A 25,460-nucleotide genomic window follows, 5' to 3' on the forward strand; every position below is an offset into this window, starting at 1 on the left:
TGCCCGAAGCATTACCCAATAGAACAATGGACGCTCTGATCTCAAGTGTTGATTGCCCAGCAACCGATCCACACGCTTGATCGAATGCTTGGGATAAGCACGCCCCGTCATGAAGCGACCAAGAGCGGTCAGTGTCAGTCGACGTCCTTGCAGTAACGAACTGACACAACTCATCAGTGATGTCAGGCGGCGAGAATGGATAGAGGGCAGTGCTTGAGCGAGCGCTCTGTGCAAAAATCGGATGGCTTGCATGGGTTCGGTTTCTTGTATTTGTGTGGTGCAAACCAAGTTGCCGACTCATGCAGGCCTCTTCAATATTCCAACTTCTTGACTTTCTGTAAGAAAAATCGGGGATCCCTCAGGGTCTGTCCCGTTATCCTCAGTGATCGAACACAGAACGAACATGTTCCGTCAGTCCAATTAAATCCTTGTATGCCACTGGACCAAGTAAAGGTTCATGAATGGACAAATAGACCGCTGCCGTCATGTTTGCTTGCAGAGCACATTCACCCACCTCCCACATCCTTGACGGTGCAATCATCCAGTTAATCCCGGGTAGCTCTTCGCGTGACCGGCCAACAAGCGACCATGATAAAGACCCCTTGTACCCTTCCACGGCGGCCTTCAACTTGTCGATATCAATCTTGATAATACACTCAAACCTGAAAGCGATGAAGGGTGGCAGCGCAGAATGATCCTCCCGCTGCATTTCATTCCCAACCCTTACTTTTGGAAAACGTTGTTGATACTTTTGCCACTCCAATACGCCAACTTCAGCAATAACAGTCAGGAGATGGCCTTCTTCATTCACAACTGCCATAAATTAAAGACCTTTGATCCCTCGAGACAGACCACGTTTATTTAAATGTGATCTACCCCATTACCCCCTCTGAGAAAAAAACAGGTCACAGAAGCTTTTTAAGCTCATTATAAACCGCCACTTATTCAATCATCTTCTTATACACCACAAGATCGTGATCCCTAACTGCGTATATTGATTCATATTGAAAGGACAGCAGAACTCCCGGAGAACTCAGAATCTTCAGCGTCGACTGACGCTCCCAGTGCTCTCAGGACATCTATTAGTTGCTCGACACGGGGGCAACCCTCAAATTCGAACACCATCATTATGCTCATGGCTTGTGCACCTCAATTACTCTGAACTGGCCATCTTTCAATAAACAGAATCGGAAACAGAATCGGGGACAGACCACGTTTACTTAAACGTGGTCTGTCCTATTTATAGCTTCCTCGACCTAACACAACAGCGTACCGACTGCTCATCAAATCCTTATCGATTCTAATCTCAGCCCCTTTCTTCCGTTTCAGTGATGACCTATGGCAATTTCAGTATCACGACCTCGTCAGAACCATCCGGCAATTCGAGAAGCCACTTCCATTGCTCCAGAACTTTCCTCCACTCCTGCAACGTAAACCAGCTTTGCGGCTGCCCAGTCCAGTCATCGTTGACCAGAATATCGACCTGTACTCCCTCATCACTCATATTCAACAGGACATCGTTTCCCCCGTCAGTGATTGAAGCTTGCACGCCCACCTCTACAGATGAAATAGCTGCCAGCAGACGATCACAATCCTCCGGAACTTGTGCGATGGCATCAAGAACGCTGCACACATAAAGCTGATAGCGTTCAGCGTCTTCCTGATCAGTATTCACTTCAACGATCGCGTGAAACAACTGTCCTTCGGGGTAGGTACCGCCGGCGGTTTGATAAAATTTCAGTTCCATAAATGCCTTGGAATTTACGACTACTCCTCAGTTCGTACGCTGAGGATCAACTTTTTTATGGCAGTTGGACTAACACAACCTCATCTGCGCCTTTCAGACCTATAGGAAAACCGGAAGCAAACCCACTTTACCCGTCACATGCTGCGCACGTTCAGTCGCAGCATTGATCTGATCCGCATACGTCGACACATCGAGGCCAAGACTGATCAAAGATCTGATGGATTCCAGTGCAGCGTAAATCACGCTGCCATTGCGTGAGCTCATCTTCAACAATACGAGCAGTGCTCTTTCATCCGGGGAATCTCCCAGCGTCTCACAGAGCCGCAACGCCCAAAAATCGCTTTTACTGTCTACAACCGCGAAGAGATCCAGCCAATCACCCTCAGAAAAGCCAACCAGCATTTCGGAGGCGCTGATTATGGCGACGTCAGACCAATAGTCCTTTGGATACTCCTCATCAGCGAACATCTCTATAAACTTATCAAACTTGATAAACATCGTTGTTGTACTCGCCGTTTCTCTTAAGAAAGAAACACCTTGCACACTGTGTCCATGTCCAACTGAATGGCTCTCAGCTCCTCGTCATTGACCCCAGCCTCAACAAGCCTCTCAACACTGCACTGATTGTACGTGTCGTTCAAAATATCCAACATATCAATCGCGTAAGGGCTGTCTTTCGACAACTTCAGGCCTCGTCGGTTACCTTCCATATAAATGGCCGTCTGCAGGATTGCATTCGGACCAGGTGCGTCTTTGCGCATCAGGCGCTCCAGCTCATCCTGAGCATAGGCAAAAGCTTGCTCCGGACGAAACCCAAGCTCATCCATCGCGTGAATATAAAGCCCTTTAACCATGCTTCGGGCCTGATTGAACAAGCTTTCAACCCGCATTTCCATTCTCCAGCAGTTTCCGCCCGCAATTAGACCGGGACAGACCACGCGCATTATCAAATCAGTAGTTAAATTTCGTTTTCACTTGTTCGCCTTCGCGGTAGGAGAGAACGAAAAACTTCCAGGGTTCACCACGTTTGACTGCGTTTGCCTGCAGCTGATCGACCAGACGAAGAATTATCGCCCCGTTTATATCGGTTTCGGCGTTCCAGTCCTCAATTCCATCTTTTTCGACGGCTAATTCCGTTTCTATGTAGCCCTCTCCGAGCTCCACACCATATCGGAACGCGTCATAGCCATGGACGATGCCTGCTTCGACCAATTGGAAAATTTCCTCGACGATCTTTATATCTTCAGTGATCACTCTTAAACCCTCGGTGCTGGGCAAAGGCGGAGTTTCATCAGGGCCATTCATATTCCCTCTTTAACCAAATTCTTCACGTTACTTGCCTCTGGCAGCCTGTTCACATCCGATCAATCGCTCTAGAACAGCCTGTTGAGCGGGTAAGGAAGCGACAATTTCGTCACTCACCTCTACGATACCGTCAGACCATCTGTAGACCTTGAACTGCTCCATAAAAACCGACACCAAACGCAGCAACAGACAATGGTCCAGCGCACTCCCGCCCTCGTCCAACTCAATAATCATGAGCGTTTTTTCTGCCAAATCGACAGGCCAAAGAGAGCCGTCTCTATGCAGAAAGTCATCGAGCGCTGACCCTTTAAGTTTTTCAATTCTTATCCAGAGTTCGCTGTCCTGCTTAGCGCTCCACTCCCTGTTGAGTTCCCATTTATTGACTTTTAAATCGAGAAAACTGCAGTCGTTAAACGCCTCTTGATCCTGGATGTAGGAGACGGGAACGTCGCCCCATGCCCGACTGACCAGAACCTCTCTGTCAGGCAAGTCAGATCCTGATTCCACAACAACTGCGTATCTATTGGTCAACACAAGCTTCCTTTTTCTTGCGAGCGCTGCTGGCCTTTCTCAGCGCTTTTGATCAGTTGATTTCTTGCTGACTGACACGAAAGCTAGACAACAATTCGGAGCAGAACCGCAGACAGACCACGTTTAAATAAACGTGGTCTGTCCCATTTACCCATACTCTGTAGTATCCAACATTCTCTACGGCAGTTTGACAAGCACAATCTCATCAGAACCCTTTGGTAACTCCAAAAGGTATTTCCAACCCTCGAGAATTTTTTGCCATTCCTGCAAGGTGAATTTGCTTTCTGGCTGACCGATCCAGTCGTCGTTGATTGATATGTCAACCTGCACACCAGTTGTATCGATATTCAAAACAACGTCGTTTCCACCCGCACAAATTGATTGCTCTGTGCCATCCAATACCGACGCCAGATACCGAAGCAGCCGATCACAACTTGCCGGGGTTTGAGCAACGGCCTCCAGCGTGCTGCAAACATAAAGCTCATAGCGTTGAGCCCCCTCCTGCCCCGGGCTCACTTGCGCCATGTCATAAAAGACCTCGCCCAAAACAGGGTGAGGACCGGCCGATTGATGAAAAAACCTCAGTTCCATGAATGCATCCGATATTTATGGTCTATAAACAGGAAAAACCGTTGTCCTCGGAGTGGTATAGCCGCGAACACTTACACCTGAAGGCGTTGTTGACCGCCAAGCAGTTCCGTTAACAACTTTTGCAGGACTGTTCCATGCGGCATCAACCTCTGCAACTATTCGAGCCTTGTCCCAAGAAGCCGGGAACATCGAGTTCACACCATTATTCGATGTTTTGGTGAGCCATCGATTAGGGTTATTTGGATCACGCACCTGCACCGTTGCCTCGTATACACCGGACGGATCAGCCGGCGTCTGCGTGCCAGGCACAATTCTTACATCCCCGTTCAATAAGGTATGTGCACCGGTAGGATTGCCATCCTTATCATAATCCGCACCAATGATATGCGGATAATCAACCGGACTGTTGTACATATTGCCCGGCGACAGAGGGTCTACCACCGGAGAAACCGTGCTCCACCCTTCTCCATTTTCAATCGTGCTCCCGCCTGTACTGCTCGGTGACGGGGGCTCGATAGTGCTGCCACCTGCGCTTACGGGATGAAGAACGTCAGTTTCTATAATCGGGTTGGTCAGCGTTCCGAACTTAGGATCCAGCAGTTCTATCGGGAAAGCCGTACCGACAATGGTCAGCCACAACTCGGCAGCCACCTTCAGGCGCTCTTGCATCTGCAGCCCTGAGTCCTTGGTCGACTCAATAAAGGCATTGACGGCGTCGCGCATAGCGTCCTGATTCTGTGGTGAGTTTGCCGCCGTCAGCAGCGCAGCGCTCAGGGCAACCAGCGCTCCTCCAGCCACTGCCAAAGGTAAAAAGTTTGTTTGGCCAGGCGTATTGGGCTGCAAGCGCATGAGTCCCAACATCATGCTCAGCGCCAGGCCCGGATTGGTCGCTGCAATTTGAGCAATTTTGTCAGCCAACGCTTGAGTTTCTGGCGTAACGTTGCCGTTCGTCATATTAATGAAGGCGATATTGATCGTTTTCTTTCGCGTTGTTTCATTGCGTAAGAGTTTTACGATCGCGCGAGTAACGGCCCGATCGGCAAGAATGTTATTCGCCTTGCCTACACCTTCACCCAGTGCAAACGCGTTTGTAGCAAGCACCAGGTCCAACAGTTTGTTCAGCGACTCAATGCTGTTGTCACCGTAGTTTTCGACGCTCTCCTTCCACGCGTTATAAGTCTTCACCGGATTCATGACCGCGCCTACGGAGGTACTGCTCGCGTAGAGATCCGTTCGGTGCTCGTCATCGCGAGTCACTTCATAAGCTTTGCTTACATCACGATTAAGTCCCGCCGTGGAGTCCTGACCGGTCGCTTTATCGTGGCGGACAACAATCTCACCTGCGCCAACCGTAGCGTTGAGTGTCTGCTCGCGATTCTTGGTGTAGTTGTAACCCTCCACTGCCCAGCTGTTTTTATCCGGACCTTCCATGCCCTTGTTGGGTTTGTCAGCCTGGGAGTTTGCGCTGCCACCATAACTGCCGCTGACGTTCAGGTAATAACCATGTTCATTGTCTTTGCCAGTGATGTTTCGATAGCCAAGCGTGTCGGTATCCAGTTTCAGGTTGCCGTTGTCGGCAGAGATCAGCGCACCGTCCAGTTGCGTGTGATCTTCGGTACGGATATCGACTTTGCTTTTGCCACTGATAACGGTCTGGTTTTCGACCCAGTTGGTCTTGCCAGTCGTCTGGCCATAGCCCAGTGATCCACTCGCGGTCATGCCCACACTGAACGCCAGCGTCAGGCTGGCATCCATCTCCTTGCCCTCGACCTTGCCGGTGTCGGGTACAGATGTCACCGTTAGATTGCGACCCACGTCACCAATCACTTCATCGCCGCGCAGAGTCGCTCCGGCAATCTTGGTATCGCGACCGCTTTCGAAGTTCAGACTGTTGCCTGCGTAGAGATACGCCTCTTGTTGCTGGACACCTTCACGCTTAAGGTCGCCCAGACCGGCGTTGACCGACCCATAGAAGCCAAATCCGTCGTTGCCGGCGATGACTCCCCCCTCAGCCCCCCAGCTACGACGACTGTCTTCACTGCTCGACGCGTTTTGCGCCGACAGGATATTCAGGTCATTACCCGCCTTGAGCTTGATGTCACGCTCGGCAATAGCATGGGTGCCAACCAGCGTCAGATCGTTTTTGGCGTCCAGATTGATGCTGCCACCGGCATTGAGCGCGGTCGCGACGGAGTTGCCTTGGGACGACTCGCCCTGACTTGCAGCGTTACTGACGCCGACTCCGAGCTTGAATCCACCCGTGGTGCCCCCCTTGAGGCCTCCTTTGCTTTGAGTGTGATTGCCGTCACTGCTTTGCGCTCCGTGAGCGACATCAAGGACGATGTTTTTCCCGGTGATGTTGATGTTACGTCCGGAGTCCAACTGGCTACCGTGAACGCTCACGTTGTTTTCAGCGTCCAGACTGATGTCATTGCCCGCCGAAAGCGTGGAAGGACGATTGCTGATTGATGTCTGCGTATGGGTCTGACCGATGCTCGAAGCACCTTCATGGCCATCGAACGTCGCACCGGCAAAAAACTGGCCGAGGGTATCGACTGACTTCAGCACACTCGAACCTTTGCTGACCCCATCTTCGCCCTTGCCAGCTCCCTGGAGAGTGTTGAGCGTATTGCCGATGTTGTAGGCCATCGTGGTCGTAGTGCCGTTGCGCTTGACGCTGTCCCAGGTGGTAATCACGCTCGCTTGTTCAGCGGCATCAATGTTGATGTCCCGCTTGGCGTTAACCTTCAAGTCAATGCCCGACTCCATGTCTGAACCTTGAAGATTGAAGTCCCGACCGGCAGCGACATTCAGGTTCTGCCCGGCAGAAATGGAGCTACCAGCAGCGGTATGCCCGCTACTGTTGACTCCATTCTTGATTGTTTCATTGCCGACAAAGGTGCTGAAGGCATTGCTGTCGATGGTTTGTTTGATGCCATAGCTCTTGTTGGTTTCCCAACTACTGCTGCGTTGCTCATCAATACTGGCGACCACGTTTACATCACGACCGGCATCAATGTTGGCATCGTGACCGGCATTGATGCCGCTACCGATAATGTTGATGTCCCGGGTCGCTTTCAGAATGGCGTCATGACCAGCATTGATTTCACTACCGACACTGGTGGAACTGACAACTTCACGTCCGCCTTTATGTGATGCATTTGCGGTGATGTCAGCGCCCGCTCCCGGGGTGCCTGCAAACAAGCCGACGGTGTCCTTGAGTGAAAGGCCCAGCTTTTTCTTGAACTCCTCGGCCCGACTGTAGGCTTCGTTATCGGCAGCGGAGAGATTGATGTCCCCGGTCTTGTCCAAAAGGCCGGCATGCAACTCCGCATTGTTGTCCGCGTTGATCACGCTGGCATTCAAGTTGATATCGCGGCCACCGATGATAACGGCGTCGTTCTTGGCGTTGAGTTCACTACCGACCTGAGTAACGCTGGTGGCAAGGTGACTGCTGCCCTTGGACGACATGCCAAACAGGCCGGTTTTGGTTTTCTTGGTATATGAGCCGGTTTCTTCGGTGGCAGAGAGCACGGAAACGTCATTATTGGCGCCCAACACCAAATCATTCCCTGCATTCATCTGACTGCCAATGATGGTGACATTTCGCCCACCATCAAGATTGACGCTGCCGTCTTCATCTTTATGGGTGTTGACGGTCAGGTCATCGCCTGCGTCGATGACTGAAGCGACATTGGTACTGTCGTAGCTTTGGCTTTGCGTGGTTTTACTGCGTCCGAACGATCCTTTTTTCTTCTTGTAGTAATAAGAAGAACTTTCGTCCTTGGCCGAAGCGACTAGGATATCCTGTTCTGCATTCAGACTGATGTTCTCATCGGCCTTGATCCGGCTGGCGATGATCCCCAAATCGTTGCCCGCATGAATGGCAATATCTCGCCCTGAGTTCAGCACGGTGGATTGCTGGGTAATATTGTGAGTCTCCTGCGCCCGCTTTTTGCTGCGAGACACAAAATCACTTTCGTTGGCAGCCGACGTCAGAAGTATGTTGTTACCCGCCGTCAAAGCCATGTCGAGCTTGGCATCCAGACGGCTGGCAATGGCTGTTACGTCACGATCAGCAGTGATCGTCAGATCCCGCCCGGACGTCACTTCAGCGCCGTGCTGCGTAATAGTCTGATTGAGGTAACTGCCGCCACGAGCATCGGTGCTGCGATTTTGAACCGAGGTGATATTCACATCGCGACCAGCATCAAGCGTCATGTCCCGACCGCTTTGCAGCACGCCGCCGATGTTGTTGATGTCCCGCCCGGCGTTCATCGTCAGATCGTTGGCCGCTTCGATCCGTGCAGCGTTGTCCAGGTAGTCGCGGTGCAACAGGTTGCCGCGACCGGCCAGGTCGAAGCCGGTCACGTCGCGCTGGTTGATCACGCTGCCGTTGGTGGCGGTCAGGCTGACGTCCTTGCCGGAGATGATGCCGCCGGACTTGTTGATGATGTCGTTGCCGGCCTTGAGCGTCAGGCGTTCACCGGCTTCGATCAGTCCGGTGTTGGTGAGGTTATTGCCAGCCTCGGCCGAAAGGTTATTGGAGGCTCGCAGCGTGCCGGCGTTATCGAGGTTGCCGCCGGCGATCAGAGTGACATCACCGCCCTGAATCAACGCCCCGTTTGGCGCCAAACGATTATTCGCCTGCGCCAGATACAGCACGGGCACCAGCACTTTTTCGCCGTTCACTTCGTGCTCTTCGAGCCAGACGATGTCGTGGGTCAACGCCGCCACTTGTTGCGCGGTCAGGGTGACGCCCATCGAGAGGTTGAGCTGATCCTTGCTGGCGATGGCGTTGTTCATCAGGTACTTGAACATCGCCTGGTCGGAGGTTTGACCGTCGATGAAGCGTTGGCCGGTGCGCTCTACGACCGCCTGCTGGATCATCCGTTGTTCGAAGAAGCCGTCGCCCAGGCGCTTGGCGCTGTTGTCCGGGTCGTAGCCGAGTTTTTGCAGCAGGTAATCCGAGCTCTCGAACTTCTTGAGGTCAGTGAGTACCGGGTTGGTTTCGATCAGGTATTTGTGCGGGTTGGAGCGCACGCTGGTATCGGGCAGGCCCTGTACTCGAGGCACATTGAAAGAAACGTTGCCACGATTGGGCAGTTGCACGCCGACTGGCCCGTCAGTGGCAGTGGTGCCGACGTTGAATTGGGCGGTTTTGTCGTTGAGGTTCACCGATGCGCCACTGGCAAGCGCCAGATCGCGCTTTTTCACCGAGACCGGGTCATTGGCGTCGAACTGGAAGTCGGCCGCCTGACGGACCGGCATGCCGTCCGAACGTTGGGCGGTGGTGCCGGAAATGGAGCCGACGGTCCATGTCGGGGCTGGCGCAGTGACTTGTTCGCTACCACCTTTTCCGCTGAGTCGGAACATGCCGTTGTCACCCACCGGCAGACTGAAGCCGGGTAATGTCAGCGGGTTGACCTGTTGTTGGGCCAGGTCGGGTGGTAACTGGCTGTTAAGGCTGATAATTACAGGTTTTCCCACTCCGCTAGCGCTAGTCGAGGCACTTCGCGGCGTTGTTGATAGGCCTGTGGAGAATGGGCGCTCCACGCCGTTGGAGATTTTATTTGTTGCCGAAATGGATATGTTGCCGCCGGCCTGGATGATCGCGGGCACCAAGTTGTCAGACGAGGTAGATGAGACAACTATTTGATCGAACGGGGTAGAGCCTTTTATGAAACCAGGCAACTCCATCCGAGTGCCGGTCGAATATTGAGAGTCTGTAAACTTTATTTCTGTACGGACCCTTTCCGTCAGCATGCCAAGTTTTATTACTACAGGACCGAACCGTTGATAATATTCGGTTTCAAAGGGCTTAGCACCATCCCGACCTACTTGTGTATAGGTAGTCGACTCGACGCCTGAAGCATTCCAAAAATGCATACCTCCATTATAAGCGACATCATTGTATATATTGTATTTTACAAGCTCAGCCATATTGCTATAAGTAGGTCTATCGTATGAAAAATACTCCCTACTAACATAATCACCTAAAGCAGAGCCCGAATTTTCAAAACCGCCCACAGAAATATCTATATTACCCGCTGCAGCAACTGTTGAATTTGAGTTTAGAAACGAGCCGCCTTTAACAGTCAAGTTCCCAGATGAGCTCAACGAAGCAGCATTTGAAGCGCTATCTCCCGAGACCGACACTCGATACTTCTTTTCATATACGTAATACGAGGCGGGCTGCCGGTCGTTGACATAAGTAGGAAGCGAATCACAGCTATAGCACCCAAACCCTATCGCCGAAGAGTACAACTCAGCATCGGTCTTAAACCCCCCACGCTTATTAATAATCGAATCCGCATTTATGGAGAAATCCCGCCCACTCTCCATGCTTCCGGAATCATTTTCAACCAACCCCGATCGCTCACCTAGTTCATTGAGCGCAACATCAATATTACCCAAGCTATAAACATCAGACTTGCGATTAGTAAAACCACCTACTCGCAACTTCATATCCGCCCCACTGAACAAAAACCCACCCTGATCGTTCAGCAGCGAAGCAGCAGTCAGTGTCAACGACGTTCCACCGGCAAGCGTGCCGTAGTTATTAACAGTACCTGCATTCATAGCGAGGTTATTGGCCGCAGTAAGCCGGCCATAATTGCTCACGACCGCCAAACCACCCCGCGCGCCAACGGCCGTGTTGCCGCCAGCCGCGATACTCCCGGCGCTGCCAATGTTGAGGGTGGAAGCATCCAGTTGCATGTCACCCAGGCTGCTCACTCGGCCATTGCCGCCGTATGCGCCACCGATCTGGAAGTCCATGCTGCCATCACTGGCGATCAAACCATCGTTTGTCCAGTTACCGCCGCGCGCCAGCAACTGATTCGAAGCGAGCAATTGCCCGCTCGCGGTCTGGACGAAATTACCGACGTTGACCGTCAGGCGCCCGGCCTGAATCACGCTGCTGTTGGTCCAACTGTCGGCGTTAAGCGTCAAGCCGCCACGGGTCACCAGTGAGCCGCCGGCGTTCATGACGTTGGCCGTCGAGATGCCGAACTCACCTAGGCCGACATGCGTCACCGTACCGCCGGCATTGAGGAAGCTTGGTGCGGCGAGGGTGAAATCGGTGTTGGCGGTTTCCACCAGACCGTTGCGGTTATCGAACTGGCTGCCGATCTGGAAACTGGTTTTGCCGCTGGTGCCCAAGGCACGCAGTTTGCCGCTCTGGTTATCGAGATTAGCGGCGCGAATCCCCAGAGTGCTTGCGCTTTCGATCAGGCCGCTACGGTTTGTAAGGTTGCCGTTAACGCCCAACTCGATGGCGCTGCCGCTGACCTGTCCGGCGTTGTTGTTCATCGAACCGGCGTCGACTTTCACCAAGCCTTTGGCATAGATCCCGCCGCCGCTGTTATCAAGTGCATTGCCGCCGGCATTCAGCAGAATGTTGCCGCTGTTGGCGGCGATACGCCCGCCGTCGCTGTAGATACCACCGAGTGCGCGCAGGTCGAGGCGGCGGCCTTCGATCTTGCCGCCCTGGCCGTTGCGCAACACGCCGGTCAGGCGGGTCTGCAGCAAACCCTTGAGGCTCGACAGCACACCGCCACGGCTTTCGAGGCTGGCGGCGGTGAGGGTCAGATCGCCGTTCTGGGCGATGATCTTGCCGCCCTGGTTGTCGATGGCGCCGCTGCCCGCATTCACGGTCAGTGCAGTCATGCTTTGCACGGCACCTTTGCCGTTATTCAGCGCGGCAGCGGTGAGGTTCACCCCGGCATCGCGGCTGGAGATCAGGCCATCGGTATTGTTGTACAGCGTGCCGCCAGCGGTGAGATCCAGTTGGTCTTTGGCCGACACAGTGCCGCTTTGGCTGTTGTTCAGATCACCGCTGGTGAGCAGGCTCAGCAGGGTTCGGCTGATCAATTGTCCGCCGCGGTTGTCGACGCTGGCGGAGCGTTTAATCAGCAGTGGGCCGTTGCTACCAAGCGCACCATTGACGTTGGTCAGGGCACCAAGCAGATCGAGGCTGACGCTGTCATCGCTAACGAGGCTGCCATGGCTGTTGTTCAGTTGTGTGCCGGTGAAGGTCAGGGCTTTTTTCGCGGTGATTCTGCCGCCGCTGTTGTCTAGCGTTGCAGCGCGGACGTCCAGCGTGTCACCGCTCTCGATCAAGCCGCCGGAAGCATTGCTGAGCGCGCCGCCGGTCAGGGTCAGCGTCTGCTTGCCGCCACTGCTGACGGTGCCGTTGCTGTTATCGAGGCTCGCGGCCTTGATGCTCACTTCACCCTTCGCGCCCACGCCACCGTTGCTGTGGTTGGTCAGCGCACCACTGAGGTCGATGCTGGTGTTGCCGAGCAGGCTGGAAACACTGCCTTGCTGACTGTTGTCGAGATTGCCGCCAGTGATGCTCACGCCACTCCAGCCGGAGAGCAGACCGCTCTGGTTTTTCAGATCCGCCGCAGTAATGGTCAGTTGATCGTTGCTGATCAGGTTGCCGCCACGGTTGTCCAGGCTGCTGCCTTTCAGACTGAAGCTGTTGACGCTGGAAATCTCGCCGTTCTGGTTATTCAGGTCACGCAGGTGGGCAATGCTCAGTAAACCCTTGCTGCTGATCAGGCCGCCCTGGTTATTCAGATCCTGTGCGGTGGCGCCCAGATCGATCGCGACGCCCGCAACACCCACCAGCGTGCCGCCCTGATTATTCAGGCCGGTGCTGTTGAGGGTCAGTTGTTGCGCGGCCTTGATGCTGCCCTTGTTCTGGTTGTTCAGCAGGCCATCGACCTTGACGTCGATATCGCTGTCACTGAGCAAAACACCTTCGCCGCTGTTATCCAGACTCGCCGCGCGAACCTGCAGCGCCGCCGCCGCGATCTTGCCTTTGATCGACGTCAGCGCGTTGTCGATCTGCAGGGTGAGTTTCTGATTGCTCAGCAGTTGTCCGCCGCTGTTATCCAGCGACTTGGCGAGCAGCTCGAAAGCCTGCTCGCTGGAAATCTCGCCGCCACGGTTGTTCACGTCAGCCAGATTCTTCAACAGCAACTGACCCGGCGCACTGATGACGCCGCCTTGGTTGTTCAAAACGCCGCCGTTCAGATCGACGCTGACATCAGCATTACTGCTGAACAGCTTGCCGCCCTGTTGATCGAGGCCACGAACATTGGCAATCAGTGCGTTGCCCGCACCGATGCTGCCGTTGGTATTGGTCACCTGCCCGGCTGTCACTTGCAGTTGGTCGCCGGCGTAGATCGTTGCCTGACTGTTGTTGAGGTCACCGGTGGTGAGGGTCAGTTTTGTTTTACTGCTGATCGTGCCTTGTTGCTGGTTATCCAGCGCACTGCTGTTGATCGTCAGATCGGAGTCAGTGAGCAGTTTGCCGCCGCGGTTGCGAATGGCGCCGCGAGTATCGACGGTGAGCGCTTTGGCGCTGGAGACGGTGCCGCCATTGTTGTTGAGGCTATCGGCGTTGATCGCCAGAGCCCCTTCGCTGACGACACTGCCCTGCACGTTGTTCAGGTCCGCAGAGAGGTTGATTGCGAGATCTTTCTGGCCGGTCAGACGTCCGCTGTTTTCCAGGGTCTTGCCCGTCAGGGTCAGGCCGCTGTCACCGGACAGCAGCCCCTTGTTGCGGTTGATGACTTCATTAACAGTCAGCGCCAGATTGCCGCCGGCGAGCATGTAGCCGCTGTCGCTGTTGTCGAGCCAGGCGCCGATGAGGCTCACATCAGCCTTGCTCGACAGTTCGCCGCTGCGGTTGTCGACGCGGTCGACGGTGAGGTTCAGCGCTTTTGTCGCGCCCACCAGACCTTCCTGACGATTATCCAGAGACGCCGCTTTGAGCGTCAGGCCGTTGTCGGCAATGACCACGCCGTCCTGATTATCGAACAGACCGGTGACGCTGAAGTCAACGTCGCCGCGACCACGGATTTCGCCATGGGTATTGTCCAGGCTGGCGCTGCGCGCTTCGATGCCCGCTGAGGCGATCACGCCTTTAATGTTGCTCAGGGCACGGTCAACAATCAGCGTGAGCTTTTCGTTGCTCAGCAGTTTGCCGCCGTCGTTGTTCAGGCTTTGAGCATTGAGGCTCCAGGCCTTGGCGCCGGACATTTCGCCTGCATTGTTGTTCACCTCATTGAGGTTCTTGAACAGCAACTGACCCGGCGCATGAATGTTGCCGCGCTGGTTGTTGAGCAGACCGTTGTGCATGTCCAGGGTCAGGTCGGCGTTGCTGAACAACTCGCCGCCGTCCTGCTCCAGCGAGGTGACCGAGACGTCCAGTTTCTCTTGACTGCCGATGGTCCCGCCCGAGTTGTCCAGGTGAGCGGCGGTGAGCAACAGCGTGCCGTCGGTGGCCAGACTGCCGCCCTGACGGTTGATGAACTCGCCGGTGGTCAGCGTCGAATCTGCCTTGGCGCTGATTACGCCGTTGTCACTGTTGTCGAGGCTGGCGCTGGTGAACGTTAGACCTTTTTGCGAGGCGATCAGGCCACCCTGACTCAATACAGCGCCTTTGGTGGTGAGCGCCATTGCCTCGATGCTCGACAACTTGCCCAGACGATTGTCGAGGCTGCCGCCATTGAGGGTCATCTGCCCTTCACTGCTGATCAGGCCTTGCTGGTTGCCCATGGCCTCGTCGAAGGTCAGGCCCAGCGTGTTCTGGCTGACGATGCGCCCGCCGACGTTGCTCAGGCCGATACCGCTGAGGGTGCTCGCGCCCTTGCTGAAGATCAGGCCGTTGGTGGCGTTGATGATCCGCGCGACTTTCAGGCCCAGGGTCGTGTCAGACAGCACCTTGCCGCCGTCTCTGTTGTCCAGGCGTGCGCCGTTGATGGTCAGGTCCAACTGGCTGGACAGTGTGCTGGCGCGGTTATCGATCTGATCGACGTTGACCGTCAGGGTTTTGAGCGAGCCAACGAGGCTGTCCTGACGACTATTAAGCGTTTTACCGGTGAGTTTCAGATTGCCTTCGGCGACCAGTTCGCCGTGTTGTTGATTGAGGGTCTCGATGTTGGCGTCGATATCACCCTTGGCGGAAATCCGTCCGCTATCGTTGGTCACTTCCTTGGCTTTGAGGCTCATCAGTCCCGTCGACGTCAGCAGGCCACCATTGCGGTTGTCCAGTTCGTTGATCAACAACTTCGCCGCCTGATCGGCACGAATCGTACCGCCGCGGTTGTCGGTGTTGTTGCTGCTGACGGCCAGGGTATTGAGGCTGGAAATTTTCCCGGTGCGGTTATCCAGACGCGTGGCCTGCACGTCCATCGCGCCGTTGGCCTGGATCAGGCCCTTGTTCTGGTTATTCAAGCGATCACTGACGCGGGTGGTCAACGTGCCTTCACTGGTCAACTGGCCTTGCTGGTTGTTGTCGAGTTGTTGCGCTCGCACGGTCAGATTCTGCTTTGCGCCGATCCTGCCGGTGCTGTTGTTGATCGCGCCGAGGGCTGTGATGTCGAGCAAACGGCCGGCGGTCATCAGGCCAGCGACGTTATCCAGCGACGTGACGGTCAGAACAATGTCGCTCTGACTGCTCAGCTCACCGTTGCTGTTGATGAGTCGGCCGACGTTCGCCGTAATCTTTGCGTTGCTGTTGATCACACCGTTGTTGTTCAGCACCTGAGTGGCATTCAGGATCAGCGTGGTATTGCTCAGGACCTTGCCTGCATTGCGGTTATCCAGCGTTGCGGCAGTGATCGCGGTGGTTTGCCCGCTAAGGGTGCCACCCTGGTTGCTCAGGGTTTGCGAGGTGTTGACCATCAGGTTGCGGCTGGCGATCAGGCTTTTGCCGGTGTTGTCGAGGTTCTGCGCGCTCAGGCTCAGATCACCGCTGGCGTTGCGGCTGCCATCGGCATTGACGCCCGCTACGATGGCACCGGCGTTGCTCAGTTGCCCGCCGGCGCTGAGGTTGATGCTGTCGCGTGCGGCGAGGGTCTGGCGGTTAGTCAGGTTACCTTGGGTCTGCACGTTCGCGCTGGTGCCGGCGTAGACCGGTCCGCGAGCATCGAGGCTGGCAGCCTTGACGTTGACTGCCCCGGTCGCCGAGGTATCAACCAGACTCAGATGACCATTGGCATCGAGCTGAATATCACCACCGCTGGCGATCAGTTTGCCGTCGAGTTTCACCCCGACCCCAGCCTCGGTGCCGACCAGTTTGATCGCCCCGGCGTACATGCCGCCCAGCGCCGAGGAGTCGATCGCCAACTGCGGCTTGGCGCTGCCATCATCGGCACGGGCCGTGGCATTCAAGGTTTGCGCGTTGACGTCGTTGCGCCCGGCGACGATGGTCAGGTTCTGTGCCTGAAGTTGCGCGTTGATCTTGGCGCTACGGGTGATGATTTCGAACCGGTCGACGTTGGTAGCATTGAGGCCTGAGCCTTCGATGGCCACAGAACCCTGATCGACCTGAAAGCGATCCAGCCGACCGTTGTCGAACACCGGTTTGCCGGTGGTCAGCGTCACACGCGGCGAATTGATAAAACCGCAGCCGTTGCAAGTGATGCCGTAGGGGTTGGCGACAATCACCCGCGCCGACTGCCCCGCCACTTCGGTGTACCCGCGCAACTGGCTCGGGTTGCCACTGATGACTTCGTTGAGAATCGCCTGCGCCGAACCGCTGTTCTTCAGGTTCGGGTTACCGATGATGTGACCACCCAGTTGTGTGGCGGAGGTCTGCACAGAGCCGTTGTTGAGGATGACGCCCTGCGCCCCTACGTTGTAGTCGTGGAACTGGTTGTGCGACAGCCCGCTGCCGTTGGGCGTGGCGATGTTGATGATCGGTACGCCGTTGCCAGCGCGATCCAGCGAGGTGTTCGGGTTAGCCACAACGATGCCGTCGGCCTGCGCCCAGATCGGTTGCCAGAACATCACGTTGGCCAACAGAAACGCCAGACCGCGCTTGGGCATACCCAGGAACGATTCACGATTTTTTACGGCAGCAGAAGGCTGGCGAGCAAAAAAGGCGTACTGGCGAACGTCCATGTTTGAAGTCTCATTACAGCAGGCAGGAATACGGGATCGACAACAGGCGCAGTACTCTCCAACAGGCACACACCTCTGTGCCGATCACAGTAAATAGTGTGCAAAGAAGAATTGCTGGCCAAGCGCCATCATGTTGGCAGCGCGATATTAGATGGCCACTATTTTGGCGTCAATTAATAGATGCGCCGACAAGCTGTTACGATGAATGGCGCCGGTTAAGCGGACGCTTACCCAGCAGGCAACCCGCTGCACGACCAGCCCTCCCACCGCAATAATCTGTAAACTCCCCCCTCTTTAGCCGCCCATCATTTTCCTGCGGCCATCACCTCTTTATCTGTAGCGGAGTCCACCTTGCGTCTGTTTCACACCTCCGACTGGCACCTTGGGCAAAACCTGCACGGCCAGGAGCGCGATTTCGAGCATGCGTGCTTTCTCGAATGGCTGCTGCGCCAACTGAAACTGGCGCAGCCGGATGTGCTGTTGATTGCCGGGGACATCTTTGACACGGTCAATCCGCCGGTCAAAGCCCAGGAACGCCTCTACGACTTCATCGTCAGCGCCCACGAGCAGCAGCCGTTGCTGACCATCGTGATGATTGCCGGCAATCACGATTCCGGCTCACGGATCGAACTGCCGGCACCGTTGATGCGGCGTTTGCGTACCCATGCGCTGGGTCGGGTGTTGTGGCTGGATGACGGCCAGCTCGATGCCGAACGTCTGCTGCTGCCACTGCCAAATGCCCAAGGCGAAATCGCCGCGTGGTGCCTGGCGCTGCCGTTCCTGCGTCCGGCCGAGGTGACTGGCGCGCATCTGGGTGACAACTACCTACGCGGTATCGGTCAGGTGCATGAATGGCTGATCGAAGCCGCCAATGCCAAGCGCAAGCCGGGTCAGGCGCTGATCGCGATCAGCCACGCGCACATGGCCGGCGGTTCGGTGTCGGAAGATTCCGAGCGCAGCCTGATCATCGGTAATGCCGAAGCCCTGCCCGCCAGTCTGTTCGGGCCGAGTATCAGCTATGTCGCCCTCGGCCATTTGCACAAGCCGCAGAAGGTCAACGGTGAGGAACGCATCCGCTACAGCGGCTCGCCGATTCCGTTGTCGTTCTCGGAGATCGGCTATCAGCACCAGATTCTCGACATCACCCTCGACGGCGAAACCCTGGTCAGCGTCGAGCCGAAACTGATCCCGCGCGCGGTCAACCTGCAACGCATCGGCCCGGCGCCGCTGGCAGAGATTCTGCTGCAACTGGCGGACCTGCCGAACATCGATCTGCTCGCCGAAACCCAGCGTCAGCCGTGGCTTGAAGTCCGCGTGACTCTCGACGAGCCGCAGCCAGACCTGCGCCACCAAGTGGAAAGCGCCCTGCAAGGCAAAGCCGTGCGCCTGGTGCGGATCGCCGCCGAGTACGCCGGCAACCGTGGCGCTGACGGCGCGGAAGAAGGCACGGCGCTGATCGAACTCGATCAACTTACCCCGCAGGAATTGTTCAGCCGCGCCTGGCTCGACAACTACGGCAACGAGGTCGATGAGCAGACGCTCAAGGACTTCGCCGAACTGCTGCAAGACGTGCAAATGGAGGGCGAGCAGCCATGAAGATTCTCGCCATTCGCTTGAAGAACCTGGCCTCGCTGGCCGGCCCCTTCGAGATCGACTTCACCGCTGAACCCCTGGCCAGTGCCGGTCTGTTCGCAATCACCGGGCCGACCGGCGCCGGCAAAAGTACCCTGCTCGATGCCTTGTGCCTGGCGCTGTTCGGCGCCGTGCCGCGCTTGAACAACACCGGCCGTGACGCCAAAGTCCCGGACGCCGACGGCGAAATCGCCACCGGTGACCCGCGCACTCTGCTGCGCCGTGGCACCGGCGAAGGTTACGCCGAGGTGGATTTTGTCGGTATCGATGGCCGTCGTTACCGCGCGCGCTGGGAAGCCAATCGTGCGCGGGAAAAGGCTGGCGGCAAGTTACAAGCCAGTCGGCAAAGCCTGCGCGATATCGATCAGGATCAACTGCTCGCCAGCCAGAAAAGCGAATACAAGACTCAACTGGAAGCCGCGCTGGGCCTGAACTTCGAACAGTTCACCCGCGCCGTGCTGTTGGCGCAGAGCGAGTTCAGTGCGTTCCTCAAGGCTGACGACAACGACCGCAGCGAACTGCTGGAAAAACTCACCGACACCGCGCTCTACACCCGACTCGGCCGCCGCGCGTTCGACAAGACCAAAGAGGCCCGCGAAGCGCACAAGCTGCTGCAGGATCAGGCCACCGGCGTCACGCCGCTGCCGCCCGAAGCCCGGGCTGAACTGGATGAGCGTTTCAACGCCGCCCAGCAGCAATTGAAGTTGCAGCAAGCGCAGCTCAAGCAACTGGAGCAGCAGCACAGTTGGCTCAAGGAATTGCGCCAATTACAGGACAAGCAACAAGCGGCTGCCGAGCAATTGCAGAGTGCGCAGCAACAGTGGGAAGCTCTGGCCAGCGAACGCCTGAAGCTGACGCGCCTGGAACAACTCGCGCCGCAACGTCACCAGTTCGCGCGCAAGTCCGAACTCGACGCGCAACTGACGCCGCTGGCGGCCCAGATTGCCGCGCACACCCAGCAACAAGGCGAACTCGGCGAACGCCAGACGCAACTGGAACAATCGCTCGATACGGCGAAAGTCGCCCTGAGCGAAGCGCAGCAGCGACACAGCGAAAGTGCGCCGTTGTTGCGTCAGGCTTTCGAAGAGCAAAGCACCCTTGCTCGCCTCGCCAAGGACACCGCCCTCAGCGCAGAGGCCCGACAGTCTGCCGAACAGGCGTGCACACAAGGCCAGAGCGCCATTCAAGCGTTGCAGGCGAAACAGGCCGAAGTCGCTGAACGCCTGCAGAAAATCGCCGCCGAGCTGGAACAGAGCGCCGAGCTGGCGCCGTTGAGTGATGCGTGGAATGCCTACCGCGATCGCCTGCAACAGTTGATGCTGATCGGCAACCGCTTGAACAAGGGCCAGTCTGAACTGGCCAGCCTCGAACAAACCGCCAGCCGCAGCGCCGAAGAACTGACGTCGCAGAAGCAGCAACTGGAAGTGCTGTTCAAAGAGGCCGGCGCCGAACCCGATGCCGTCGCCGAGCAGATCGGTATCCTCGGTAATCTGTTACAGGACAACCGCAAACAACTGCGTGCCATTGAAGACCTGTCGCGCCTCTGGGCCACCCGCCAGGATCTGGACAAGCGCGGCGCCGAGCTGCAACAGCGCCAGCTCAAGGCCCAACAGGAACGCGAGCGCCTGACCCAGGACGGGGTCAAGACCAAAGCTGAACTGACTGTCGCCGAGCAAACCCTCAACGTCACCCGCGAACTGCTCGAACGCCAGCGTCTGGCCCGTAGCGCCAGTGTCGAAGAGCTGCGCGCGCAGTTGCAGGACGATCAGCCGTGCCCGGTGTGCGGCAGCAACGAGCATCCGTATCACCAGCCCGAAGCGTTGCTGCAAAGCCTCGGCAAACACGATGAAAGCGAACAGGCCAACGCACAGCAGGTGGTCGATCAGCTCAAGGAAAAACTGACGGAGTTGCGCGCCGAAGTCGGCGGGGTCATTGCTCAGCAAAAGGAACTGCTGCAGCAACAGGAACAACTGGCCGACCAGCAACATGCCCTCGCGCCGAGCCTCGACGCTCATCCGCAAGCGGCGCAGTTGATGAACCAAGACGCCGACAAACGCGACGCCTGGCTCAACCGGCAAAACGAGCAGTTGAACCAAAGCATCGCGCAGGACGAGCAACGCCAAAGCGCCCTGCTCGCCCTGCAACAGGACGCCGCGCGCCTGACTCAGCAGTTGCGTCAGGCCGAAACCGCGCATCAGCAGGCCGCACAGTTGCTGAGTAACCAGCAGCGAGAACTGGGCAGCGACCGTCAGCGCCTTGACGAAGAGTTGTCGGCGTTCAGCCATTTGTTGCCGGCAGACACCCTTGAAGCCTTGCGCCTTGAGCCGGCGGCGACGTTCATGCAACTCGACCGACGAATTGCCGAGCGCCTGGCGCAAATCGATCAGCAAAAGGAAGAGCTGGGAGAACAACAACAGCGCCAGCAGACGCTGGAAAAAGAACAGGATCGTCAGCAACTGCGCGCCCAGCAATTGCAAACCGCCGAACAGCAGTTCACTGCGCTGGCCGAGCAGCAACAAACCTGCCAGCAAAAACTCGCGCAATTGCTCGGCGAACACCCCAGCGCCGAACAGTGGCAACAGCAACTGGAACAGGCCGTGGAGCAGGCGCGCAACGCCGAAACCGGCACGGCCCGGGAACTGCAGGACGTTCGCACACAACTGGTGCAGACCGCTGCCGAACTCAACGCGCAGCAAGAACGCTTGCAGGCGCTGAACAGTGAACATCAGGATCTGGCCGGCAAGATTGCCGACTGGCGCGCCCGTCACCCCGAACTGGATGACGGCGGGCTCGAAGACCTGCTGCGCGTCGACGATGCGCAACTTTCTGAGCTGCGCCAACGCTTGCAAATCAATGAAAAAGCCATCGAACAGGCCAAGGTGCTGTTGCAGGAGCGCAATCAACGTTTGCTCGATCATCAGGCCCAGCACAACGCCCATCTCGATGCCGAACAATTGGCCAGCGCCCTCGCCGACCTGCAAAACCAGTTCAACGTCAGCGAGCAGCAATGCGCCGAATTGCGTGCCGAACAGGCCGAAGACCAGCGCCGGCAGAACGCCAATCAGGCCTTGGCGCAGCAGATCGCCGACGCCTATGCCGAATACCAGCGCTGGGCGCGTCTGAGTGCGTTGATCGGCTCGGCCACTGGCGACACTTTCCGCAAGATCGCTCAGGCGTACAACCTCGACCTGTTGGTGCACCACGCCAACGTGCAATTGCGGCAACTGGTCAAACGCTATCGCCTCAAACGCGGCGGCAGCATGCTCGGCCTGTTGGTGATGGACACGGAAATGGGCGACGAACTGCGCTCGGTACATTCGTTGTCCGGCGGTGAGACGTTCCTCGTTTCGTTGGCGCTGGCGTTGGGGCTGGCGTCAATGGCATCGAGCACCTTGAAGATCGAATCGCTGTTTATCGACGAAGGCTTCGGCAGTCTCGATCCGCAATCCCTGCAACTGGCGATGGACGCCCTCGACGGCTTGCAGGCGCAGGGCCGTAAAGTCGCAGTCATTTCCCACGTACAGGAAATGCATGAGCGAATCCCGGTGCAGATTCAGGTACTGCGCCAAGGGAACGGTTTGAGCACGTTGGAGGTGAAATGAACACGCTCTATTCCTTCCGCCGCTGCCCGTATGCGATGCGGGCGCGGATGGCCCTGCGCTATTCGGGCGTGCCGGTGGAGATCGTTGAAGTCAGCCTCAAGGCCAAACCGGCCGAGATGCTGGTGCTCTCGCCCAAGGGCACGGTGCCGGTGCTGGATGCGAATGGCCGGGTGATCGATGAAAGCCTGGAGATCATGCGCTGGGCACTGGCGCACAATGATCCGCAGGATTGGCGGCTGGAGGGTGATTCGAGAGTTGCCGAGTTGATCGAAGCCAATGATCAGGTATTCAAGGTTCACTTGAATCGCTACAAGTACGCCGAGCGCTATCCCGAACAGCCGATGGAGGCGTATCGGGCTGAAGGGATGCTGTTCTTGCACACGCTTGATGAGTTGCTCAAGGATCGTGATTACTTGCTGGCGGATCATCCAAGCCTGGCCGATGTGGCGCTGTTTCCATTCGTTCGCCAATTCGCCCATGTTGATCGCGAGTGGTTCGCGCAGACGCCTTACGTGCGGCTGCAAGTGTGGTTGCAGCGCTTTCTCGAATCTGACCTCTTTACCTCGATCATGAGGAAATAAAGCACCCGGGTTCAGGCCAGAGCCTGGCACATCCCGAGTGCCGAGCAATCCACTTCAAAGGGGCCGAGAAAATCGGCCGAGACTTTGATCGGCGGATTGCCTGCCATCAGCCCCAGCGTATTGGCGCGCTCAATGTTGTGCGCGATGTTGTGATTGGCCTCTATGGCCCGGGCCAGCGCGCCAACCGAGCCCTGGCCAATCCCCAGTAATGAAGCACCATTGATCAGGAACGCCAGACCGGCGATGACCCAGAGTCTGTAGCCTTTCATGCTCCGCCCACTCCTGCGAGTTCGGCCTGATCGACCGTCACGTTTTGCGAGCGAAGTTCGAACTGAATGCCGGGATGGGCAACTTGAATCGGTGCGTCGAAACGGTGTTCCATTTGCGATGTGACGCTGACGACCAGCACCACGGCCAGGTAAAGACCGATGACCAGGTAGGCGCCGCGTTTGGCAGAAGTGATGATTGCGCTGGCCATGGTGTTCTCCGTTGGCATGTTTCAGTGCCAACAGAATCAATCAAAAAAGCTGCAGCCACCACTCAGGGTTTCCCATAGTAACCATCAGCTTCATTGATCATTTAGCCCGTCTATCTCGACGTTGAATAAAACCTATCGTGTTGCAAAACACACACGCACAGAAGCTGCCGAAGGCTGCGATTTCTTGATTTTGCTTTTGAAAAACAAGATCAAGAAATCGCAGCCTTCGGCAGCCCTTGGGCGTGCAGACTTTCAGTGTTGGGCTTTGTGATCCAGGGCGGCGTAGAAATTGGCGCTTTGTTGCAGGTACTTCTGGGTGTAGCTCTGGGTGTGGGATTTTTTGCTGCTGACGTCAGCGTGGGCGCTGGCAGGCAATGCAACAGTGGCAGAGATGGCGGAAGCGGCGATGACAGAGAAGAGATTGAAGTTCATGGCGGTAACCCTCGTATTCGGTTGGCTTGCTTGCCCGGCTGGGCTGTGAAGCAAACTTAACGCTCGACGGTTGCTTGCTTGAAATGCTTTGTAGCATTAGCTGTTATCAGCGCGATTGATACAAAGAGACAGGCCCCGTAAACCGGGGCCTGTGGCTTATTGTCGCGTCAGAAACTTCAGGTCGCTCGGGGCGTCCATTGGCAGTTTCTGCACGGTTTTGCCAAGCAAACCGGTCTTGCCATCGCGCTCGACGACCACAATCTCGTTGCTCTTCTGGTTGGCAATCAGCAGGAATTTGCCCGTTGGGTCGAGGCTGAACTCGCGCGGGTGATCGCCTTCCACCGAGCGTCGCTGCAACTCTTTGAGCTGGCCGCTGGCCGGGTCGATAGCGAACACCAGCAACTGATTGGCGGTGCCACGGTTGCTGACATAGAGGAATCTGCCGTCAGCGGACGCGTGCAGCGCGGCGGCGGCCTTGTCGGAAGTCGGCTGCCCGGCCGCCAGGTCGATCATTTGCGTCTGGGTCAGCACACCGTCGTTGTAGTCGAAGACCGCGACTTGCGCGCTCATTTCCATGGTCAGCCAGGCATGCTTGCCGTCAGCACTGAACAACAGGTGACGCGGGCCGCTGCCGGCCGGCAACGATACCGAAGCGGTTTTCGCCGCAGTCAGCGGCAGCTCCGGATTGCCTTTCGGGTCGAATTGGTAAATGAAGATTTTGTCCGCGCCCAGGTCATTGGAGAACACATAGCGACCGTCCGGCGAGGACACCGTCGAATGCACGTGGTTGGACGCCTGACGCTCGGGATTGACCCGGCTCGCCGGGTGGCCGCTCATCTGCACCACTGGTTTGAGCTTGCCGTCGCTGTCGACGGGCAACACCGCCAGTGTGCCGCCCGGATCTTCGACCACCGAATAGTTGCTGACAAACAGGTGGCTGGCGTCACCGCTGAGGCTCGAATGGGTGGGCTCGTTGCCCAGACTTTGCACCTGATTGATCAGGCTCAGCGCTTGGGTCTTTGGATCAATCGCGTAGCTGCTGACGCGGCCGATTGAATCCTTCTGGCCGGGGCCGTTTTCGTTGACCACGAACAGACGTTTCTGGTCTTTGGAAACGGTCAGCCACGAAGGGTTTTCGCTGTTGACCACTTGCAGCGGCCTGGCATCGATCTGGCCTGTGGCGCTGTCGAAATTCATTCGATAGATGCCTTGGCTGGAGCCCGCCGTGTAGGAACCGACCAGCAACTGGAAGCTTTCGGCAGAGGCCGTGGAAAGGCCCATCGCGCCGACGCTGCCAGCCATCAACAGAGGCCAGAACTTACGCATTTTCATCAGTTTCATCCTCGTCGTCGCTGCTGCTGATGACGTCGCCGAGGCAGACCAGGCGATGTTCGCCGGTTGTCTTGGTGTCGCTGGCAAAACCAATGATCAGCCAGCTCTGCAGGTCTTCGTCAAACGTTGCCGCTTCAACCTGCGCCGGCGTGAATTCCCAATGCTTGGCCGCTCGGCCATCGATGCACTCGATGTGCAGGTTATCGTCTTCATCGAGGGCGAATTTGAAGGCATGCAAGCCGTCGATTTCGACCATATCGCAGTGTTCGAGGGCGTTGAGAAGGGTTTGGGCAGTCATGGCAAAC

16 protein-coding genes and 1 pseudogene are annotated in these 25,460 nt (G+C 56.7%); 3 read left to right on the forward strand and 14 right to left on the reverse strand.

Annotated elements, in window-relative coordinates:
• The 9 genes and pseudogenes from AACY11_RS10445 to AACY11_RS10485 form a co-directional block, all read right to left on the reverse strand.
• Window positions 1-252 (reverse strand): annotated as a pseudogene (locus AACY11_RS10445) (IS4 family transposase); the annotation flags it as partial.
• Window positions 253-379: 127 nt separating this feature from the next.
• Window positions 380-820 (reverse strand): hypothetical protein, encoded by a 441-nt coding sequence (locus tag AACY11_RS10450; RefSeq protein WP_339494662.1) that lies wholly within the window; start codon window positions 818-820, stop codon window positions 380-382.
• A gap of 516 nt (window positions 821-1,336) precedes the next feature.
• Window positions 1,337-1,747 (reverse strand): hypothetical protein, encoded by a 411-nt coding sequence (locus AACY11_RS10455; protein ID WP_339494664.1) that lies wholly within the window; start codon window positions 1,745-1,747, stop codon window positions 1,337-1,339.
• A gap of 99 nt (window positions 1,748-1,846) precedes the next feature.
• Window positions 1,847-2,290, reverse strand: a complete 444-nt coding sequence (locus AACY11_RS10460; protein WP_339494666.1) for a hypothetical protein — start codon at window positions 2,288-2,290, stop codon at window positions 1,847-1,849.
• Window positions 2,269-2,637 (reverse strand): hypothetical protein, encoded by a 369-nt coding sequence (locus AACY11_RS10465; protein WP_339494667.1) that lies wholly within the window; start codon window positions 2,635-2,637, stop codon window positions 2,269-2,271. The genes AACY11_RS10460 and AACY11_RS10465 overlap by 22 nt, the downstream gene beginning before the upstream one ends.
• A gap of 61 nt (window positions 2,638-2,698) precedes the next feature.
• Window positions 2,699-3,001, reverse strand: coding sequence for a hypothetical protein (locus tag AACY11_RS10470; protein WP_339494751.1), 303 nt, complete (start codon window positions 2,999-3,001; stop codon window positions 2,699-2,701).
• 78 nt (window positions 3,002-3,079) lie between these two features.
• Window positions 3,080-3,583 (reverse strand): hypothetical protein, encoded by a 504-nt coding sequence (locus tag AACY11_RS10475; protein WP_339494669.1) that lies wholly within the window; start codon window positions 3,581-3,583, stop codon window positions 3,080-3,082.
• A 177-nt stretch (window positions 3,584-3,760) separates the two neighbouring features.
• Entirely contained in the window at window positions 3,761-4,174 is a 414-nt protein-coding gene (locus tag AACY11_RS10480; RefSeq protein WP_339433179.1) for a hypothetical protein, read from the reverse strand.
• Between the two features lie 15 nt (window positions 4,175-4,189).
• Complete coding sequence (locus tag AACY11_RS10485) at window positions 4,190-17,098, reverse strand: hemagglutinin repeat-containing protein (RefSeq protein ID WP_339494671.1); 12,909 nt, start codon at window positions 17,096-17,098, stop codon at window positions 4,190-4,192.
• A 351-nt stretch (window positions 17,099-17,449) separates the two neighbouring features.
• Here AACY11_RS10485 and AACY11_RS10490 point away from each other — a divergent pair, with 351 nt between their 5' ends.
• From AACY11_RS10490 to AACY11_RS10500, 3 genes are read left to right on the forward strand one after another with little or no spacing between them, the layout of a single operon-like run.
• Window positions 17,450-18,694 (forward strand): exonuclease SbcCD subunit D C-terminal domain-containing protein, encoded by a 1,245-nt coding sequence (locus AACY11_RS10490; protein ID WP_339494672.1) that lies wholly within the window; start codon window positions 17,450-17,452, stop codon window positions 18,692-18,694.
• Window positions 18,691-22,332: an AAA family ATPase gene (locus tag AACY11_RS10495; RefSeq protein ID WP_339494673.1), complete on the forward strand. Its 3,642-nt coding sequence runs from the start codon at window positions 18,691-18,693 to the stop codon at window positions 22,330-22,332. Before AACY11_RS10490 ends, AACY11_RS10495 begins: the two co-directional genes overlap by 4 nt.
• Window positions 22,329-22,913, forward strand: a complete 585-nt coding sequence (locus tag AACY11_RS10500) for a glutathione S-transferase (RefSeq protein WP_339494675.1) — start codon at window positions 22,329-22,331, stop codon at window positions 22,911-22,913. The genes AACY11_RS10495 and AACY11_RS10500 overlap by 4 nt, the downstream gene beginning before the upstream one ends.
• Window positions 22,914-22,924: 11 nt before the next feature.
• Here the strand turns inward: AACY11_RS10500 and AACY11_RS10505 are convergent, their stop codons facing one another.
• The 5 genes from AACY11_RS10505 to AACY11_RS10525 form a co-directional block, all read right to left on the reverse strand.
• On the reverse strand, window positions 22,925-23,182 hold the full coding sequence (locus AACY11_RS10505; RefSeq protein ID WP_339433184.1) for a hypothetical protein: 258 nt from the start codon (window positions 23,180-23,182) through the stop codon (window positions 22,925-22,927).
• On the reverse strand, window positions 23,179-23,391 hold the full coding sequence (locus tag AACY11_RS10510; RefSeq protein ID WP_339433185.1) for a hypothetical protein: 213 nt from the start codon (window positions 23,389-23,391) through the stop codon (window positions 23,179-23,181). Before AACY11_RS10510 ends, AACY11_RS10505 begins: the two co-directional genes overlap by 4 nt.
• Before the next feature lie 252 nt (window positions 23,392-23,643).
• Window positions 23,644-23,823, reverse strand: coding sequence for a hypothetical protein (locus AACY11_RS10515; RefSeq protein ID WP_339433186.1), 180 nt, complete (start codon window positions 23,821-23,823; stop codon window positions 23,644-23,646).
• 156 nt (window positions 23,824-23,979) lie between these two features.
• A complete protein-coding gene (locus tag AACY11_RS10520; RefSeq protein ID WP_339494676.1) occupies window positions 23,980-25,155 on the reverse strand; it encodes a lactonase family protein in 1,176 nt (391 codons plus the stop codon).
• On the reverse strand, window positions 25,142-25,453 hold the full coding sequence (locus AACY11_RS10525) for a DUF5629 family protein (protein ID WP_339466136.1): 312 nt from the start codon (window positions 25,451-25,453) through the stop codon (window positions 25,142-25,144). Before AACY11_RS10525 ends, AACY11_RS10520 begins: the two co-directional genes overlap by 14 nt.
• Between the last annotated feature and the right edge of the window lie 7 nt (window positions 25,454-25,460).

It is taken from the genome of Pseudomonas sp. RA_105y_Pfl2_P56, assembly GCF_963970845.1.
In the GTDB taxonomy this organism is placed as follows: Bacteria; Pseudomonadota; Gammaproteobacteria; order Pseudomonadales; family Pseudomonadaceae; genus Aquipseudomonas; species Aquipseudomonas baetica_A.

Bases quoted from the DNA above. Each gene is read 5' to 3' on its own strand.
- AACY11_RS10450 (WP_339494662.1), bottom strand. From the start codon at position 820: ATGGCAGTTGTGAATGAAGAAGGCCATCTCCTGACTGTTATTGCTGAA.
- AACY11_RS10455 (WP_339494664.1), bottom strand. From the start codon at position 1,747: ATGGAACTGAAATTTTATCAAACCGCCGGCGGTACCTACCCCGAAGGA.
- AACY11_RS10465 (WP_339494667.1), bottom strand. From the start codon at position 2,637: ATGCGGGTTGAAAGCTTGTTCAATCAGGCCCGAAGCATGGTTAAAGGG.
- AACY11_RS10480 (WP_339433179.1), bottom strand. From the start codon at position 4,174: ATGGAACTGAGGTTTTTTCATCAATCGGCCGGTCCTCACCCTGTTTTG.
- AACY11_RS10485 (WP_339494671.1), bottom strand. From the start codon at position 17,098: ATGGACGTTCGCCAGTACGCCTTTTTTGCTCGCCAGCCTTCTGCTGCC.
- AACY11_RS10495 (WP_339494673.1), top strand. From the start codon at position 18,691: ATGAAGATTCTCGCCATTCGCTTGAAGAACCTGGCCTCGCTGGCCGGC.
- AACY11_RS10500 (WP_339494675.1), top strand. From the start codon at position 22,329: ATGAACACGCTCTATTCCTTCCGCCGCTGCCCGTATGCGATGCGGGCG.
- AACY11_RS10505 (WP_339433184.1), bottom strand. From the start codon at position 23,182: ATGAAAGGCTACAGACTCTGGGTCATCGCCGGTCTGGCGTTCCTGATC.
- AACY11_RS10510 (WP_339433185.1), bottom strand. From the start codon at position 23,391: ATGGCCAGCGCAATCATCACTTCTGCCAAACGCGGCGCCTACCTGGTC.
- AACY11_RS10515 (WP_339433186.1), bottom strand. From the start codon at position 23,823: ATGAACTTCAATCTCTTCTCTGTCATCGCCGCTTCCGCCATCTCTGCC.
- AACY11_RS10520 (WP_339494676.1), bottom strand. From the start codon at position 25,155: ATGAAAATGCGTAAGTTCTGGCCTCTGTTGATGGCTGGCAGCGTCGGC.
- AACY11_RS10525 (WP_339466136.1), bottom strand. From the start codon at position 25,453: ATGACTGCCCAAACCCTTCTCAACGCCCTCGAACACTGCGATATGGTC.